15 protein-coding genes are annotated in these 17,918 nt (G+C 69.5%); 13 read left to right on the plus strand and 2 right to left on the minus strand.

Features of this window, described 5'->3' with window-relative positions:
- The first annotated feature begins 74 nt into the window (after positions 1–74).
- Genes DTL70_RS22080 through DTL70_RS22100 form a run of 5 tightly spaced genes read left to right on the plus strand, consistent with a single transcriptional unit; the run spans position 75 to position 5,791 of the window.
- A complete protein-coding gene (locus DTL70_RS22080) occupies positions 75–1,724 on the plus strand; it encodes a peptide ABC transporter substrate-binding protein (protein ID WP_114023737.1) in 1,650 nt (549 codons plus the stop codon).
- A 6-nt stretch (positions 1,725–1,730) separates the two neighbouring features.
- Positions 1,731–2,654: an ABC transporter permease gene (locus DTL70_RS22085; protein WP_114023738.1), complete on the plus strand. Its 924-nt coding sequence runs from the start codon at positions 1,731–1,733 to the stop codon at positions 2,652–2,654.
- 51 nt (positions 2,655–2,705) lie between these two features.
- A complete protein-coding gene (locus DTL70_RS22090; protein WP_114023739.1) occupies positions 2,706–3,677 on the plus strand; it encodes an ABC transporter permease in 972 nt (323 codons plus the stop codon).
- 4 nt (positions 3,678–3,681) lie between these two features.
- Positions 3,682–4,662, plus strand: coding sequence for an ABC transporter ATP-binding protein (locus DTL70_RS22095; RefSeq protein ID WP_114023740.1), 981 nt, complete (start codon positions 3,682–3,684; stop codon positions 4,660–4,662).
- Positions 4,652–5,791 carry an ABC transporter ATP-binding protein gene (locus DTL70_RS22100; RefSeq protein ID WP_114023741.1) on the plus strand — a complete coding sequence of 380 codons (1,140 nt, stop codon included), beginning with the start codon at positions 4,652–4,654 and terminating at the stop codon, positions 5,789–5,791. The genes DTL70_RS22095 and DTL70_RS22100 overlap by 11 nt, the downstream gene beginning before the upstream one ends.
- Positions 5,792–5,800: 9 nt before the next feature.
- On the opposite strand, the gene DTL70_RS22105 is transcribed toward DTL70_RS22100, so the two are convergent.
- Positions 5,801–6,820, minus strand: coding sequence for a hypothetical protein (locus DTL70_RS22105; RefSeq protein WP_114023742.1), 1,020 nt, complete (start codon positions 6,818–6,820; stop codon positions 5,801–5,803).
- A 497-nt stretch (positions 6,821–7,317) separates the two neighbouring features.
- Here DTL70_RS22105 and DTL70_RS22110 point away from each other — a divergent pair, with 497 nt between their 5' ends.
- The 5 genes from DTL70_RS22110 to DTL70_RS22130 all read left to right on the plus strand — a co-directional run bounded on the left by DTL70_RS22110 (position 7,318) and on the right by DTL70_RS22130 (position 13,630).
- On the plus strand, positions 7,318–8,355 hold the full coding sequence (locus DTL70_RS22110) for an ABC transporter permease (RefSeq protein WP_114023743.1): 1,038 nt from the start codon (positions 7,318–7,320) through the stop codon (positions 8,353–8,355).
- Positions 8,356–8,450: 95 nt separating this feature from the next.
- On the plus strand, positions 8,451–10,247 hold the full coding sequence (locus DTL70_RS22115) for an ABC transporter substrate-binding protein (protein WP_114023744.1): 1,797 nt from the start codon (positions 8,451–8,453) through the stop codon (positions 10,245–10,247).
- A gap of 120 nt (positions 10,248–10,367) precedes the next feature.
- Complete coding sequence (locus tag DTL70_RS22120) at positions 10,368–11,345, plus strand: ABC transporter permease (RefSeq protein WP_114023745.1); 978 nt, start codon at positions 10,368–10,370, stop codon at positions 11,343–11,345.
- A 13-nt stretch (positions 11,346–11,358) separates the two neighbouring features.
- Positions 11,359–12,429 (plus strand): ABC transporter ATP-binding protein, encoded by a 1,071-nt coding sequence (locus tag DTL70_RS22125; RefSeq protein WP_114023746.1) that lies wholly within the window; start codon positions 11,359–11,361, stop codon positions 12,427–12,429.
- Between the two features lie 25 nt (positions 12,430–12,454).
- Positions 12,455–13,630 carry an ABC transporter ATP-binding protein gene (locus DTL70_RS22130; RefSeq protein ID WP_114023747.1) on the plus strand — a complete coding sequence of 392 codons (1,176 nt, stop codon included), beginning with the start codon at positions 12,455–12,457 and terminating at the stop codon, positions 13,628–13,630.
- 64 nt (positions 13,631–13,694) lie between these two features.
- Here the strand turns inward: DTL70_RS22130 and DTL70_RS22135 are convergent, their stop codons facing one another.
- On the minus strand, positions 13,695–15,878 hold the full coding sequence (locus tag DTL70_RS22135) for a S9 family peptidase (protein WP_114023748.1): 2,184 nt from the start codon (positions 15,876–15,878) through the stop codon (positions 13,695–13,697).
- Between the two features lie 297 nt (positions 15,879–16,175).
- Between DTL70_RS22135 and DTL70_RS22140 the strand changes: the two genes are divergently transcribed.
- The 3 genes from DTL70_RS22140 to DTL70_RS22150 all read left to right on the plus strand — a co-directional run bounded on the left by DTL70_RS22140 (position 16,176) and on the right by DTL70_RS22150 (position 17,892).
- Positions 16,176–16,370 (plus strand): DUF2304 family protein, encoded by a 195-nt coding sequence (locus DTL70_RS22140; RefSeq protein ID WP_114014462.1) that lies wholly within the window; start codon positions 16,176–16,178, stop codon positions 16,368–16,370.
- A gap of 146 nt (positions 16,371–16,516) precedes the next feature.
- Positions 16,517–17,485 carry an N-acetyl-1-D-myo-inositol-2-amino-2-deoxy-alpha-D-glucopyranoside deacetylase gene (gene mshB / locus DTL70_RS22145; protein WP_114023749.1) on the plus strand — a complete coding sequence of 323 codons (969 nt, stop codon included), beginning with the start codon at positions 16,517–16,519 and terminating at the stop codon, positions 17,483–17,485.
- Positions 17,482–17,892, plus strand: a complete 411-nt coding sequence (locus DTL70_RS22150; RefSeq protein WP_114023750.1) for a DUF6113 family protein — start codon at positions 17,482–17,484, stop codon at positions 17,890–17,892. Before mshB ends, DTL70_RS22150 begins: the two co-directional genes overlap by 4 nt.
- Positions 17,893–17,918 lie beyond the last annotated feature (26 nt).

Consider the following 17,918-nt stretch of genomic DNA (forward strand, 5'->3'; position numbering starts at 1 on the left):
CGGGCATATGGTGTCAAAAGGTGTTAAGTGGGTCCGAGTCGAACTCGGACCCACAGCGCTTCCAGGAGGCACCCATGCGTGGAGCCACCCGCGTGACCATGACCAGGAGGGCGCTCGCCGCCGTGGGTGTGCTCGCGCTCACGGCGACCGCCTGCGGTGGCGGTTCCAGCTCGGGAGGTGCCGGCGGCGGGGCACCCGACGGTGTGATCCGCGCCTTCTGGACCGACCCGCAGCATCCGGTCGAGCCGGCGAACACCAACGAGGTGCAGGGCGGCAAGGTCCTCGACATGATCATGCGGGGGCTCAAGAAATACGACCCGAGCACGGGTGAGGCCAAGAACGCCGTCGCCGAGTCCATCACGACCGACGACCAGCGCACCTTCCGCATCAAGCTGGAGAAGGGCTGGAAGTTCTCCGACGGCACGCCGGTGACGGCGAAGTCGTTCGTGGACGCGTGGAACTACGGCGCGCTGGTCACCAACAAGCAGGTCAACTCCTACTTCTTCCAGTACATCGACGGCTACGACGACGTCCACCCCGAGAAGGGGAAGCCCGAGGCGAAGAAGATGTCGGGGCTGAAGGTCACCGGCGACCGCGCCTTCACGGTGAAGCTCAACCAGAAGTTCTCCATGTGGCCGCAGACGCTCGGCTACAGCGCTTACGCGCCCCTGCCGAAGTCCTTCTTCACCGACCACGAAGGCTGGCTGAAGAAGCCGGTGGGCAACGGCCCGTACAAGGTGGACTCCTACACCCGCGGTCAGTCGATGAAGCTGTCGCGCAACACGCACTACAACGGCGCGGACAAGCCGCGGAACAAGGGCGTCGAGCTGCGGGTCTACACCGATCAGAACACCGGCTACACCGACTTGCAGGCCGGAAACCTGGACGTCGTCGACGAACTGCCGGCCGGGCAGCTCAAGAACGCCAAGCGGGACCTGAACGGCCGCTACATCAACCAGCCCGCGGGCATCACCCAGACCCTCTCCTTCCCGATGTACGACAAGCGGTGGAAAGGCGAGAAGGGCGCGCTGGTGCGGCGGGGCCTCTCCCGTGCGATCAACAGGAAGGAGGTGACCGAGGAGATCTACCACGGCACGCGGGAGCCCGCGACCGACCTGACCTCTCCCGTGCTGGGGGCGGGCGGCGGGTACGAGCCCGGCCTGTGCGGCAGCGCGTGCGAGTACGACCCGAAAGCGGCCAAGAAGCTCATCAAGCAGGGCGGCGGACTTCCCGGCGGCAAGATCACGCTGACCTCGAACGTGGACACCGGCTCCCACCGGCAGTGGATGGAAGCCGTCTGCAACAGCATCAACCGCACCCTGGACAAGAACAACGCCTGCACGGTGAATCCGGTGCCGACGTTCAGCGAGTTCCGCTCCGACATCAGCGGCAAGAAGATGAAGGGCATGTTCAGGACCGGGTGGCAGATGGACTATCCGCTGATCCAGAACTTCATCCAGCCCCTCTACTACACCGACGCCTCCTCCAACGACTCCGGATTCTCCGACCCGAAGGTCGACAAGCTCATCGACCAGGCGAACGCGGCCGGCGATCAGAAGAGCGCGATCGGCCTCTTCCAGCAGGCGGAGAAACGCATCCTTGAGACGTTCCCCGCCATTCCGCTGTGGTACCAGAACGGGAACGCCGGATACTCCGAGCGCGTCGGCAACGTGAAGCTCAACCCCTTCTCCGTGCCGGTCTTCACCGACATCAAGGTCAAGTGAGCCGTCGTGGGGCGCTATGTCGTACGGCGACTGCTCCAGATGGTCCCGGTCTTCATCGGGACGACGTTCCTCATCTTCGTGATGGTCTACGCCGTCGGCGACCCGGTGAACGCCATGTTCGGCGACCGGGCGCCCGACCCGGCGACGGCCGCACAGCTGCGCGCGGAGTTCAACCTCGACAAGCCCCTCTGGCAGCAGTACGGGCTCTACATGGGCAAGATCTTCTCCGGTGACTTCGGCAACGCCTTCAACGGGCAGCCGGTGACCGAGCTGATGGCGACCGCGTTCCCGCTGACCATCCGGCTGGCGCTCGTCGCCGTCGTCATCGAGATCGTCATCGGCCTGGTGCTCGGCGTGCTGACCGGCCTGCGCCGCGGGCGGCCCATCGACAGCGGGGTGCTGATGCTGACCCTCGTCGTCATCTCGGTGCCGACGTTCGTGACCGGCACCGTCTTCCAGTACCTGCTCGGCGTCCGGTGGGGGCTGATCGCCCCCGCCGTCTCGCCCGCCGCGCCGCTGGGCCAGCTGCTGCTGCCCGGACTGGTACTCGCGCTCGTCTCGCTCGCCTACGTCACCCGGCTGACCCGCACCTCCATCGCGGAGAACTCCCGCGCCGACTACGTGCGCACCGCCGTCGCCAAGGGACTGCCGCGGCGCCGGGTGACCGTACGGCACCTGCTGCGCAACTCGCTGATCCCCGTCGTCACCTTCCTGGGCACCGACGTCGGCACCCTGATGGCGGGGGCCCTGGTGACCGAGCGGATCTTCAACATCCACGGCGTCGGCTTCCAGCTGTGGCAGGGCATCGTGCGGCAGAACTCACCGACCGTCGTCGGCTTCGTGACCGTCCTCGTCATCGTCTTCCTCCTCGCGAACCTGCTCGTCGACCTGTTGTACGCCGTGCTCGACCCGAGGATCCGCTATGTGTGACCCACGCCCGCCGGCGCGCACCGCGCCCACCCCCACCCGCAGGGGGAGCCCATGACGGGGCCACCCGCCATCGAGGGCCCCGACGAGACGGAAACGCTCGCCGGGGTCGAGAGCCAGGCCGAGCGGGCCGGCGGCAAGGGCCCCTCCTCACCGGGTCGGGAGCCGCGGGAGCGGGCGCGGAGCCTGTGGTCCGACGCGTGGCACGACCTGCGCCGCAACCCGGTGTTCCTGATCGCGGGCCTGCTCATCGCGTTCCTCGTGCTCATCTCCGTGTGGCCGGGCCTCATCGCCTCCCGGGACCCGCTCTCCTGCCGGCTGGGCCGCTCGCTGGACGCCTCCTCGGCGGGGCACTGGTTCGGCTTCGACACCCAGGGATGCGACGTGTACACGCGGGTGGTCTACGGCGCCCGAACGTCCGTGACGGTCGGCGTCTGCGCCACGCTGGGGGTGGCCGTGCTGGGCAGCGTGCTCGGCGGACTCGCCGGGTTCTTCGGCGGCGTGTGGGACGCCGTTCTCTCCCGCCTCACCGACATCTTCTTCGGCATCCCCATGATCCTGGGCGGCCTGGTCTTCCTCTCCATGACCGGAAGCCGCTCGGTGTGGACGGTGGTCGCCTTCATCGTGCTGCTCGGCTGGCCGCAGGTGGCCCGCATCGCGCGCGGCTCCGTCATCACGGCCAAACAGAACGACTACGTACTGGCCGCCCGCGCGCTGGGTGCGGGCAACGCCCGGATGATGACCCGGCACATCCTGCCGAACGCCGTCGCCCCCGTGATCGTGACGGCGACCATCGCGCTGGGCACCTACATCTCGCTGGAGGCCACGCTCAGCTTCCTCGGCGTGGGCCTCCAGCCGCCTACCGTCTCTTGGGGCGCCGACATCTCCGCCGCCTCCCAGGGCATGCAGTTCCGCAACGCGCCGCACATCCTGCTGTACCCGGCCGCCGCGCTCAGCCTCACCGTGCTGGCGTTCATCATGCTCGGCGACGCGGTGCGCGACGCCCTCGACCCGAAACTGAGGTGAGCGCGTGAGCCTCCTTCAGGTGCGCGACCTGCACGTGGAGTTCCACACCAGAGACGGCGTGGCCCAGGCCGTCAACGGGGTCGACCTCGGGGTCGAGGCCGGCGAGACGCTCGCGGTGCTCGGCGAGTCCGGTTCCGGCAAGTCGGTGACCGCCCAGGCGATCATGGGCATCCTGGACATGCCGCCCGGGCGCATCACGGGTGGCGAGATCGTCTTCCAGGACAGGGATCTGCTGACCCTCCCGCGCCAGGAGCGGCGCCAGATCCGCGGCGCGAAGATGGCGATGATCTTCCAGGACGCGCTCTCCGCTCTGAACCCGGTGCTGACCGTCGGCTACCAGCTGGCGGAGATGTTCCGCGTCCATCAGGGCGCCTCCCGCAAGGAGGCCAGGGCCAAGGCCGTCGAGCTGATGGAGCGGGTCCGCATCCCGGCAGCGCGCCAGCGGGTGGGGGACTACCCGCACCAGTTCAGTGGCGGCATGCGGCAGCGCATCATGATCGCGATGGCGTTGGCGCTGGAGCCCGATCTGATCATCGCGGACGAGCCGACGACCGCGCTGGACGTCACGGTGCAGGCGCAGGTGATGGACCTGCTGGCGGATCTGCAGCGTGAGTTCAACATGGGGCTCATCCTGATCACGCACGACCTGGGTGTGGTGGCGGACGTCGCGGACAAGATCGCGGTGATGTACGCGGGCCGGATCGTGGAGACGGCGCCGGTCAAGGAGCTGTACAAGGCTCCGGCCCACCCCTACACCAAGGGACTGCTCGACTCCATTCCCCGCCTCGACCAGAAGGGCGGGCAGCTCAACGTCATCCGGGGCATGCCGCCCAACCTGCAGCAGACCCCCCCGGGCTGCGCCTACAACCCCCGCTGCCCCATGGCGCGTGCGGTCTGCCGCAAAGACGAACCTCCGCTGTACGAGGTCTCGGCGCTGCGGGCCAGCGCCTGCCACTTCTGGGAGGAGATGTTCGATGCACGGTGAGGGATCGAGCCGCAAGGTGGCCAGGGAGGAGCTGATCCAGGCGCGGAAGCTGCTGGCGAAGTCGCACGCCGAGCGCAGTTACGCGGCGGGCGAGCCGATCCTCCAGGTGCGGGACCTGGTCAAGCACTTCCCGCTGACGCAGGGTGTCCTCTTCAAGCGGCAGGTCGGCGCGGTCAAGGCTGTCGACGGCGTCTCCTTCGACCTGCGGAAGGGGGAGACGCTGGGCATCGTCGGCGAGTCGGGCTGCGGCAAGTCGACGGTGGCCAAGCTCATCACCCACCTGGAGAGGCCGACGGCGGGCACGATCCGCTACAAGGGCAACGACATCACCCGCGCCTCGGGGCGTGCTTTGAAGGCGGTGCGGCGGAACATCCAGATGGTGTTCCAGGATCCGTACACGTCGTTGAATCCGCGGATGACGGTGGGTGACATCATCGGGGAGCCGTTCGACATCCATCCGGAGGTGGCGCCGAAGGGGGACCGGCGGGCCAAGGTGCAGGAGCTGCTGGATGTGGTGGGGCTGAACCCGGAGTATGTGAACCGGTATCCGCACCAGTTCAGCGGGGGTCAGCGGCAGCGCATCGGGATCGCGCGGGGCCTGGCGCTGCGTCCGGAGATCATCGTGGCGGACGAGCCGGTCTCGGCGCTGGACGTCTCTGTGCAGGCGCAGGTCGTCAACCTGATGGAGCGACTCCAGGACGAGTTCGGCCTCTCCTACGTCTTCATCGCGCACGACCTGTCCATCGTGCGGCACATCTCCGACCGCGTCGGCGTGATGTACCTCGGCAAGCTCGTCGAAGTGGGTACGGAGACCGAGATCTACGAGCACCCGACGCACCCCTACACGCAGGCGCTGCTGTCGGCCGTGCCGGTGCCCGATCCCGAGGCGGAGGGGCGCAGGGAGCGGATCGTGCTGGAGGGCGACGTGCCCTCACCGGCCAACCCGCCGTCGGGCTGCCACTTCCGCACCCGCTGCTGGAAGGCGCAGCAGCGCTGCGCCGAGGAGGAGCCGCCGCTCGCGGTGCCGGAGAACTTCGCCGACAGTCTTCCAGGCGAGGCCGTCCACCACCCCTCCGCCTGCCATTTCGCGGCCGAGCGCGCCGCGGTGGTGGGGCCCGTCGAGACGTGAGGGGCTGACCTACCAGGTCTGCGGCGGGGGCCCGTACGGTGCGGGGCCGCCTGCCGGGTACGAGGGGCTGGGGCGCGGGGAGCGCTGCTGTCCCCGGGAGAGGGCCAGCAGGACGGCCGCGCCCGCGACGACCTCGAACACGTAGGTCAGCACGTGCAGCTGGTTTTCGATGCCGAGGTCGCCGAAGTGCGCGAACAGGTCCGTCTTGATGCCGAAGGCGACGGCGAACAGGCCGGTGGCGAGCAGCGGTCCGGCGATGACGAGGCCGAGGGGGCGGGAGAAGGGCGCGCCCGCCAGCGCGGCGACGCCGGCGACCAGGGCGAGGAGCACGACGGTCCACAGGGACCAGCCGGGCGGGGCGTCCAGCAGCCGGACGATGGTGCGCTCGCCGGTCAGCGTCTTCTCGTAGCGGTCCCAGCCGAACTGCTGCATGGTGCGTATCTCCCACGCGACCAGTACCGCGGCCGAGGCGCCCAGCAGCAGGAAGGCGGCCACGGCGCCGCCCTTGGTCGGTCCGGCGGGGGCCGAGTGGGCCACGTCGTGCGGGGCGGGGGTGCCGTAGCCGTAGCCGCCGGGGGCGGGCTGTGCGGGGCGGCGGCCCGCGAGGGCGGTGACGATGAGGACACCGCCGAGGACGACGGTGGCGATGGTGCTGAAGAGGACCTTGCTCAGCAGCCCGTCGGGGACGCCCTGCATCCAGTCGGCGTTCAGGTTCCACAGGCCCGGGGTGCGCAGTGCGACGGTCAGCGTTCCGGTGCCGGCGAGTATCGCGGCGGACGAGGAGGAGCGGTAGGCGGCGGGGGCGGCGACCGCGTAGACCAGCATCAGCGTGGGTTCGAGGAAGGAGGTGACCCACACCCCGTCCTCGGCGCGGGCCGGCAGCCCGGCCCAGTTCCACCACACGTCGACGACGTCGTCGGCCTTGGTGAAGTCCCGGATGATCCAGGCGAGGCTGACCAGCGCGAGCGCGGCCAGCAGCAGCGATCCGAAGACGCGCGCTCCGCGCGCGAGTGTCCTGTCCTGGCCCATGGCTCGGCCCCCCGTGTGTACGTGTGTCGCGACGTGCTGGACCTGACGTGTCTACCCGCGAGCACCGCCCGGCAACAAGGCCCTGGCCGGCGGTGTGGACGGCGGTGTGCGCGGTGGTGAAGCCGCACTCATGTTCGCACGACGTCCACCGCGCGTGCAGGGAAACGCCACGAGCCCCTGTGCGCACGGGAGTTGACGGGGTTCCGCAGTTCAGAGTGGCTGCTTCGGATATCGGTGAGACGGCGACCACGTTGCGAGATTGTTAAGGCGTTTACTCCCTCTTTTTGCCGTCATGTCCATCTGCGGTCTGTGATGTCAAGCACGTTGCGACCTCGATCTGCGCAACGTTCGCTCAAGAAAGCCGTTGACGGCGTTCAGCCTGGCCAACACCCCTTGACTGGCACATAACCCGCTTGCCAAAGTCCGGCTCAACCCACCCGCATCACGCCTCAACGATTCGGGTTCCGGCGAGAATTGAGCGCGGGAGCACACACGCGATGACGAGTCCTTCCCAGGCCGCTGCGGTCGGGGCCGACACCCCTGGCCCCGAGCAGGAAGCGGGCCCGAGTTCTACGCGAGTTGCCCAGGACGGCGACCTCGCGGGCCGGTCACCAGGACGGCTCATGTGGATGCGCTTCAAGCGCGACCGCACGGGTGTCGTCTCGGCGTGCATCGTGATCGCCTTCTTCCTGATCGCGGCCCTCGCCCCGGTGATCTCCTGGCTCTACGGCAAGGATCCCTACACCCGCTACGGGCAGAAGACGCCCGGCCTGCTCAACGACAACGGATACCCGGTGCAGCCCAACGGCGGCATCAGCGGCGAGTTCTGGTTCGGCCTCGAACCGGGCCTGGGCCGGGACGTCTTCATGCAGCTGGTCTACGGAATCCGCACCTCGCTCTCGCTCGCGGTGATCGTCACCCTGCTCTCGGTGGTCACGGCCATCGTGATCGGTGTCGCCGGCGGCTACTTCGGCGGGAAGGTCGACTACTTCCTCGGCCGGTTCACCGACCTGATGATGTCCTTCCCCAACCAGCTCTTCTTCGTCGCCTTCACCCCCGTCGTCGGCGCGCTGCTCGTCGACCCGCAGGACGAGATGCCCACCTGGCTCAGGTCCTGCGTGATCATCTATGTGATGTGGCTGCTCGGCTGGATGACGCTGGCGCGGCTGCTGCGGGGCCAGACGCTGTCGCTGCGGGAGCGGGAGTTCATCGAGGCGGCGAAGGTCGCCGGGACGCCGCCGGGCCGGATCGTCCGCAAGGAACTGCTGCCGAACCTGGTCACACCCATGCTGGTGCAGGCCACCTACATGCTGCCGAACAACGTCACCGCCATCGCGGGGCTCTCCTTCCTCGGCGTCGGGCTGCTGGAGCCGACCCCCGACTGGGGCCGGATGTTCGCCACGGGCGCCGAGGTCTACCAGAGCGACATCACCTACATGTTCTTCCCGGGCGGAGCGATGGTGATCTTCATCCTCGCCTTCAACCTGCTCGGAGACTCGGTCAGGGACGCGTTCGACCCGAAGTCGGGCCGATGAGGGCCAGGCGCGACCGAGTGGTGGGGGGTGCTGCCACCCCGTACGGCATCAGCCAGGCAGCGACGGACAACCGACAGGCAGGTGCAGACACCACCATGAGCAGAGTGAGCATACGCACAGCGCGTGCGTCCCTCGCGGCGGTCGCCGCCGGCGCGCTGTTCCTGACCGGCTGCAGCAGCGGCGGGGGCGGCGGTGAGGACACCAAGGACACGAAGGCCAAGAAGCAGGGCTCCGACGTCTCCTACACGTTCGCCGACGAGGCCGGCTCCAAGGGCCCGGCCGCCGAGGTCAAGGGAGGCCGCAAGGGCGGCACCATCAAGATCCTCCAGCGCGACAGCTTCGCGCACCTGGACCCCGCGCAGATCTACGTCAGCGACGAGGGTGCCCTCGCCACGCTGATCCACCGCGGTCTGACCACCTACAAGCGCACCAGCGGCGACAAGTACGAGGTCGTCGGCGATCTGGCCACCGACAGCGGCAAGAAGTCGGACGGCGGCAAGACCTGGACGTACAAGCTCAAGGACGGCATCAAGTTCGAGGACGGCTCGGCCATCACCTCGAAGGACATCCGGCACAGTATCGAGCGGATGTTCGCGCCCTTCGTCACCGAGGGCCCCACCTTCATCCAGCAGTGGCTGGCCAACACAGGCGGCACCGACTACCGCAAGATGCTCAAGGACGGCCCCTACAAGGGCAAGCACCTGCCGGACGACGTCCTGGAGACGCCGGACGACAAGACGGTCATCTTCCACTTCGAGGAGCCGCAGGCCGAGCTGCCCTACGCGCTGGCCATGCAGGGCTACTCGGTGGTGTCCGAGAAGAAGGACACCAAGGAGAAGTACGACAAGGACCCGCTGTCGACCGGCCCCTACAAGATCGCGTCCTTCAAGTCGGGCAAGAGCATGAAGCTCGTGCGCAACCCCGAGTGGGACCCGAAGACCGACCCGAAGCGGCACCAGTACCCGGACGCCTTCAACATCCAGTTCGGTGTCTCCTTCGAGGACTCCACCAAGCGGCTGATGTCGGACGCGGGTGAGAACCAGTACGCCACCAGCTTCACCAACAGCGTCGACGCCTCCAGCATGCAGAAGGTGCGCAGCGACGCCGAGGTCAAGAAGCGCTCCGTCTCCGGCTACCAGAGTTACGTCAGCTACATGAACATCAACACGGACCGGATCAAGAGCAAGAAGGTCCGCCAGGCCATCGCCTACGCGATGCCCAACCAGTCCATCGTCTCCGCGTTCGGCGGCGCCGGCGGCGGCGAGATGGCCGGCAACTACATCAGCCCGACGCTGGTGGGCCAGAAGCCGACCGACCCGTTCAACAAGCTGAAGAAGCCGCAGGGCGACGTGAAGAAGGCCGCCAAGCTCCTCAAGGAGTCCGGCAAGAAGGGCATGAAGCTCACCTTCGCCTTCCAGAACGCGCCCGAGTGGCAGGACTTCTCCGTGGCCGCGACGCAGAACCTGGAGAAGGCCGGGTTCAACGTCCAGAAGAAGGACATCATCGCGGACACGTACTACGACCAGATCGGCAAGATCAAGAACAACTACGACATCTACCACAACTCGTGGGGTGCCGACTGGCCGAGCGCCTCGACCGTCGTCCCCAACCTCTTCGACGGACGTCAGGTCCAAGACGGTGCGGCGAACTACTCGCACCACAAGAACCCGAAGTTCGAGAAGGAGATGGACCGGATTCGCAAGATCGAGAATCCGAACAAGGCCGCCGACGCGTGGATGAAGCTCGCGGACAAGATCCTCGTCGAGGACGTTCCCGCGGTGCCCATGCACTACTACAAGACGATCCAGCTGACCGGATCGAAGATCGGCGGCGCCTACTTCGACGAGCAGCTGCACGACATCCAGCCCACCTCGCTGTACGTCAAGAAGTAACGCACCCGGGCACCGGCTCCGCCGCCCGGCCCTCGCGGCCGGGCGGCGGAGCCCCACGGTGCCGTCCCGCTCCTCCTTCCGCACGTCGATTCCGCTGTCGCACGAGAGCTGCGTTCCGTCATGCTGCGATTCCTCATCCGCCGGTCGCTCGGCGCCGTGGTGATCCTGCTGATCATCAGCGCCGTCACCTTCTTCCTCTTCTACGCCGTCCCCAGGGACCCGGCGATGCTGGCCTGCGGCAAGAACTGCACGCCGGACGCGCTCGAGGTCATCCGCAAGAACATGGGGATCGACGAACCGGTGCCCGTCCAGTACTGGCACTTCATGGTCGGCATCTTCGCCGGCCGCGACTTCGCCGCGGGCGCGTGTCCCGCGCCGTGCTTCGGCTACTCCTTCGCCAACCAGGACCCCGTCTGGGAGACCATCCTGGACCGCTTCCCGACCACCGTCTCGCTGACCATCGGCGGCGCCGCGGTCTTCCTGCTCATCGGCCTGGGCGCCGGCATGATCGCCGCCTGGAAGAAGGGCACCCTGATCGACAAGGCGTTCAGCTCGCTGTCGCTGGTGCTCTCCTCGATGCAGATCTACTTCATCGGCCCGCTCGTCCTGGCGCTGGTGGTCTACAACCTGCAACTCCTCGACCAGCCCAAGTACGTGCCGCTGACTGAGGATCCGGCCGGCTGGTTCATGGGCCTGCTGATCCCCTGGCTCGTCGTCCAGATCATCTTCACCGCGAACTACACCCGTCTGTCGCGCTCGTCGATGATCGAACAGTTGCAGGAGGACCACGTCAGAGCCGCCCGCGCGAAGGGCATGTCGGGGCGGTACGTCTTCTTCCGCTACGCCTGGCGCGGCTCGCTCATCCCCATCGTCACCATCTTCGGCGTCGACCTCGGCTCCCTCTTCGGCGGCGCGATGATCACCGAGTGGACGTTCTCGCTCCCCGGTCTGGGCACCCTCGCGGTCAACTCGGTGCAGAACACCGACCTTCCCATGGTGATGGGCGTGATGCTCTTCGCGGCGACCTTCATCATCCTGTTCAACATCATCGTGGACGCCGCCTACGCGTTCATCGACCCGCGCGTGCGGCTGTCCTAGGAGAACCTCCGCCATGAACTCCCTGACCAAGGAAGCGGACGTCCCCGCGCCGCGCGACGCGGACGAGACGGGCGCCTTCCTCTCGGTGCGCGACCTGTACGTGCACTTCGACACCGAGGACGGCACCGTCAAGGCCGTCGACGGGCTCTCCTTCGACGTGGAGCGCGGCCGCACCCTCGGCATCGTCGGCGAGTCCGGCTCCGGCAAGTCGGTCACCAACCTGTCCATCCTGGGCCTGCACAACCCGCGCACCACCGACGTCTCCGGCAAGATCCTGCTGGACGGCCAGGAGCTGACGGGCGCGCGCGAGAAGACGCTGGAGTCGCTGCGCGGCAACAAGATGGCGATGATCTTCCAGGACGCGCTGACCGCGCTGTCGCCGTACTACACGATCGGGCGGCAGATCGCCGAGCCGTACCGCAAGCACATGGGCGTCTCCAAGCGGGAGGCGCACCTGCGGGCCGTCGAGATGCTCGACAAGGTCGGCATCCCCAACCCCAGGACCCGGGTCCACGACTATCCGCACCAGTTCTCCGGCGGGATGCGGCAGCGCGCGATGATCGCCATGGCCCTGGTGTGCAACCCCGACCTGCTGATCGCCGACGAGCCCACCACGGCCCTCGACGTCACCGTCCAGGCGCAGATCCTCGACCTGCTCAAGGACCTCCAGCAGGAGTTCGGCTCGGCGATCGTCTTCATCACCCACGACCTCGGCGTCATCGCCAACGTCGCCGACGACATCCTGGTGATGTACGGCGGCCGCGCCGTCGAGCGGGGCACGGTCGGCGAGGTGCTGCGCAGCCCCGAGCACCCCTACACCTGGGGGCTGCTGACCTCCATGCCGCGGCTGACCGGCGACGTGAACGAGGAGCTGTCGCCCATCCACGGCACGCCGCCGAGCCTGCTGTCCCCGCCGTCCGGCTGCCCCTTCCACCCGCGCTGCGGCTACCAGGACGAGGTCGCCGGCAGGTCCTGCACCGGCGACCGGCCGCTGCTGCCGCACGGGCGCGGCTCCGCCTGCCATCTGACGGCCGAGCAGAAGCGCACGTTCTTCATCGAGCAGATCAAGCCCAGGCTGAGCTAGGACGGGCAGAGGGAGACCCAGACCAATGAGCGATGACCTCACCCTGACCAAGCCGGGCGCGGGCGCACCGCAAGACGCGGTCCCCGCCCGCACGGGCGAACCGCTGCTGAAGGCGGAGGGCCTGGCAAAACACTTTCCGATCATGGGGGGCTTCCCCTTCAAGCGGAAGGTGGGCGAGGTCCAGGCCGTCTCCGGTATCGACCTCGGCGTCCACGCGGGCGAGAGCTTCGGCCTCGTCGGCGAGTCCGGCTGCGGCAAGTCGACCACCGGACGGCTGCTGACCCGGCTGCTGGAGCCCACCGGCGGCACGATCACCTACGCGGGGCAGGAGATCACCCACGCCACGCGCAAGCAGATGGCGCCGATCCGCTCCGAGATCCAGATGATCTTCCAGGACCCGTACTCGTCGCTCAACCCGCGGCACACGGTCGGCTCCATCATCGGCGGCCCGATGGAGGTCAACGGCATCAACCCGCCCGGCGGGCGCGAGAAGCGGATCCGCGAACTGCTGGAGACCGTCGGGCTCAACCCCGAGCACTACAACCGCTTCCCGCACGAGTTCTCCGGCGGCCAGCGCCAGCGCATCGGCGTCGCCCGCGCGCTGGCGCTGGAGCCGAAGCTGATCGTGGCGGACGAGCCGGTCTCCGCGCTGGACGTCTCCATCCAGGCGCAGGTCGTCAACCTGCTCCAGCAGGTGCAGCGGGACCTGGGCATCGCGTTCGTCTTCATCGCCCACGACCTGGCGATCGTGCGCCACTTCTCGGAGCGGGTCGCGGTGATGTACCTGGGCAAGATCGTCGAGGTGGGGGAGCGGGAGGCGATCTACAACCGCCCCCGGCACCCCTACACCCACGCGCTGCTCTCGGCGGTCCCCGAGGCCGTGCTCCACGAGGAGGACGGGGAGTCCGAGAGCGGTGCCCGCGAGCGCATCCGCCTGGCCGGCGACGTCCCCTCGCCGATCAACCCGCCCTCGGGGTGCCGCTTCCGCACCCGCTGCTGGAAGGCGCGGGACAAGTGCGCCTCCGAGGAGCCTCCGCTCGTCCAGATCCCCGGGAACACCCAGGGCCACCTGACGGCCTGCCACTTCCCCGAGGAGCCGACGACCGAGGCCCGCGGGGAGGACATCGTGCTGGACGAGGCGCTGCGGGAGCACGAGGGCGGGGCCGGTGAGCCCTCGGCCGGAACGGCGAAGACGCGCTGAGCCGCTCGACTCACGGTTCCGGCGCGCCGCCGCGGAGGCTGTCGCGGTGGCGCGCCGGAGGGGCTCAGCCGGCCAGGCCCAACGACCGCTTCAGGAAGGCGACCTGCAACAGGAGCAGGTTCTCCGCCACGGTGGCGTCGCCGGCCATGTGGGTCACCCCGGACAGCGGCAGCACCTCGTGCTGCCGCCCCGCCGCCAGCAGCGCAGAGGACAGCCGCAGCGCGTGCGCGACGACCACGTTGTCGTCGGCGAGCCCGTGAATGATCATCATGGGCCTGTGCGGCCCTTCCTCGGACGTCAGGGACAGCCCCGCGTCGGTGATCAGTGAGGACTCCGTGTACACCTCGGGGTTCTCCTGCGGGGTGCCGCAGTAGCGCTCGGTGTAGTGCGTGTCGTACAGCCGCCAGTCGGTCACCGGGGCGCCGGCGACGGCGGCGTGGAAGACGTCGGGCCGCCGCAGCACGGCCAGCGCCGCGAGGTAACCGCCGTAGGACCAGCCCCTGATGCCCACCCGTCGCAGGTCGAGGGGGAACTCGGCGGCGAGCGCGTGCAGGGCCTCGACCTGGTCGTCGAGGGTGACCGGGGCGAGCCGGCGCGCGACGGCCTTCTCCCAGGCGGGGCTGTGCCCCGGAGTGCCGCGCCCGTCGGCCGTGACCACGGCGAAGCCCTGGTCGGCGAACCACTGTGCGGTCAGGTGCGCGTTGTGCGCGGCCACGACGCGCTGGCCGTGCGGACCGCCGTAGGGGTCCATCAGCACGGGCAGCGGCCCGTCGGCGTCCCGGTAGCCGGTGGGCAGGACCACGGCGACGGGGATGCGGCGTGCGCCGGCGAGCAGCAGGCGGGGCGCGGTGGCCAGCACGGGCCGTTCGGCGTGCGAGGCGAGGGTGCCCAGCCGCTTCCCGTCCTCCTGGCGCAGCAGCGCGATCCGCGATCCGGCCCGCGACAGGTCCGCCGTCGAGAGCACGAGGGTCCCGCCGCCCCGCACGGCGGTGGACAGCCGCGGGCCTCGGCCCTCGTCCTCGGGGTCGGTGATCCGTACGGCCTCGCCGCCGGCCAGCGGTACCCGGTAGACCCCCACGTCGCCCGGCGCCGAGCGGCCGGAGGGATCGCCGCCGTCCCCCTCGGAGGCGGTCAGCAGGACGTCCTCGGCGCCGACGTCCAGCACGGCCCGCACGTGCAGCCGCGCGTCCGTGAGCCGCCGTGCGCCCGCCATGAGCACCCGTGCGCTCTTCCCTTCCGCACCCTCGGCGCTCTCGTCCACGATCCGCACCAAAGAGCCGTCCGGCGCCCACGCCGGTACGCCGCCGAAGAGTTCCAGCCAGATTCGATCTTCCTCGGTGAGTGTGACCGACGTCTCACCCGTCTCGACGTCTACGCTCAGGTACGCGGCGGCGCGCTGGTCCCTGCTGTGCACGAGCAACAGCGGCGAACCGGCCGCGGACCAGTGGACCCTGGCCAGGTACGGGTAGCGCTCGCGGTCCCAGCCGACCTGGCGCCGCGTCCCGTCGAGCCCCAGCAGATGCAGGGTGACCTCGGCGTTCGCCGTACCGGCCGCAGGGTAGGCGACGCGCGCTGGCTCGCCCTGCGGGTTGGCCGGGTCGGCGATGGACCAGCGGGCCACCGGTGCGTCGTCGGCGCGCGCGACCAGCAGCCGGTCCGAGTCGGGCGACCACCAGTGGCCGCGGGTGCGGGACATCTCCTCCGCCGCGACGAACTCCGCCAGGCCCCAGGTGACCGTCGCTGACTCCGGCTCGGCCAGCGCCCTGTCGTTCTCCCCGGACGCGGCGACCACCCGCAGGGCGCCCCGCGCCACGTAGGCGACGTGCCGGCCGTCGGGGGAGGGGCGGGGATCCACGACCGGGCCCGGTGTGGGAAGTTCGCGCGCCCGTCCCGTGGTCAGGTCCGCGGTGAAGAGCCGGCCCGAGAGGGCGAAGGCCGCCGTCTCCACGCACGTGTCGGTGGCATATCCCACCACACCGGCCGTGCCCTCCCTGCTCCGCTCGCGCCGCGCGCGCTCCTCCGCCGAGAGCTCTTCCGCCGCCCCGCCCAGGAGAGCCGCGGGATCGGCGGCGATACGCTCCTCGCCGCTCGCCACCTCCCGCACCCAGAGGAGATGGGCCAGGTCCATGCCGTCGCGGGAGCGAAGAAAAGCAACTCGTGAGCCGTCCGGGGCGACGGTGAAGGACCTCGGGGCACCAAGTGTGAATCTGTGGGTACGGGCGTGCTGCTGCGGGAAAGTCGTAGCCATGCGGCTGACCGTACTGCGCACGCGCCTGGGAGCACCGTGCCCGCGCCAGGCCGTGATCCGTTCCGGATGCCCGCCGGGGCGATGGTCAGCTCGCCGGCGGGTGGCTGGATATGAATATGCGCCCCTCCTCTGCACCCGTGCACCGAGCCGTGCGGTCGCCCGGATAATTATGATCCGTTGCGCATGGTGGGTGCTGGGTATGAAGCCGGTGGCTCCTCCGTGCCGGAGGCGCGCCGCCGTGTCCGTGTGACCCGTGAAGATCCCGAACCGACCGTGCGTACTTGGAGGTGAGCCGCCGTGGCACTCTCGATTTCGGCGGTGGTGCTGCTGGCGATCATCGTCATCCTGCTCGTCAGGAAATCCGGGCTCAAAGCCGGACACGCGGTGATCTGCATGCTGTTGGGCTTCTACCTTGCCAGCTCCTCGGTCGCTCCCACGATCACCGATCTGACCTCCAACGTCGCCGGGATGATCGGCCAGCTCAAGTTCTGAGGACGCCGCGCCCCGCGCCGCCCGCGTCCCGGCCCCCCTTTTCCGACCCCCCGACCTCCCTCGACTTCCCCCGACTCCCTCGGCCCCCGACCCCTTCCTCCCCCTCGCTTCGCCGGGCGGCGGCGTGCCCGTCGTAGGCTCGGGGCATGACCGCTGCGTTTCCCCCAGGGACGGCCCCCGGCTCACCGGCCGCCCCCCGGCGCCGTGTGCTGCTGGTGCACGCGCACCCGGACGACGAGTCGATCACCACAGGCGCCACCATGGCCAAGTACGCGGCTCAGGGCGCGCACGTCACCCTCGTCACCTGCACGCTGGGTGAGGAGGGCGAGGTCATCCCGGACGGGCTCGCCCACCTGGCACCCGACCAGGACGACACCCTCGGCCCGCACCGCATCGGCGAACTCGCCGCGGCCATGCGCGCGTTGGGCGTCACCGACCACCGCTTCCTCGGCGGCCGGGGGCGCTACCGCGACTCCGGCATGATGGGCGCGCCGACCAACGACCGCCCCGGCTGCTTCTGGCAGGCCGACCTCGACGAGGCCGCCCGCCTGCTCGCCGCCGTGCTGCGCGAGGTGCGCCCCCAGGTGGTCGTCACCTACGGCCCCGACGGCGGCTACGGCCACCCCGACCACATCAAGGCCCACCGCGTGGCCATGCGCGCCGTCCAGCTCGCCGCCGCCGAGAGCGGCCGCGGCGGCGGCGCGCCGCACCGGGTAGAGCGCGTCTACTGGAACGTCGTCCCCCGCCCCGTCCTCGACGAGGGCTTCGCCCGGCTGCGCGCGGCCGCGGCCGACTCAGAGGTCTTCCCCTTCCCCGGCTTCCTGGGCGACACGGGCTTCGCGCTCCCCGACGACGTCCCCGGCGTGGTCGAGGGCGCCGACGAGGTCGACGTCACGATCGACGCCCGCGCCCACCTCGCCGACAAGGCGGCGGCCATGGCGGCCCACGAGACGCAGGTCTCCGTACGCGAGACCTCGCGCGGCCCCTTCTTCGCGCTCTCCAACGGGCTCGGCCAGCCCCTCATCGGCACCGAGTACTTCCAGCGCGCCGACCGCGCCGACCGCGAATCCGCGCCCGCGGGGTCCGACGACCTCTTCGCGGGGGTGGAGGCATGAGCGCGGCGTCCGTGGCCGCCCCCGCAGAGGGCGCCTACCCGCGCGGGCGCAACGCCCGCATCGCCGTGTACGCGGCGTTGGCCGTACTCGGCCTGCTGACCGGCGCCGCCGGAGGCCTCGTCCAGGGCGCCTGGTTCCCCCTCGGCCTGCTGCTCGCGCTGGCCGCCGCCGTCGGACTCTTCTGGGGCGGCGCGAAACTGTGCCGCACCAAGCCGGGCGCGGCCGTGCCGGGCGCCGGCTGGGTGGTCGCCGTCCTGCTGATGACGACCTCGCGGGCCGAGGGCGACTTCCTGTTCGCCGCGGGCCTCGCCGGCTACGTCTACCTGTTCGGCGGCATGCTCGCGGCTGTGATGTGTACCACCATCGCCCTGCCCGCGCCCCCCGTTCCGGTGCACAAGAACCGCTGAGAGGGGCGCCGGCGGGCCGATTCGGT

Origin of the sequence: Streptomyces diacarni, assembly GCF_003323715.1 — a bacterium.
Taxonomy (GTDB): domain Bacteria; phylum Actinomycetota; class Actinomycetes; order Streptomycetales; family Streptomycetaceae; genus Streptomyces; species Streptomyces diacarni.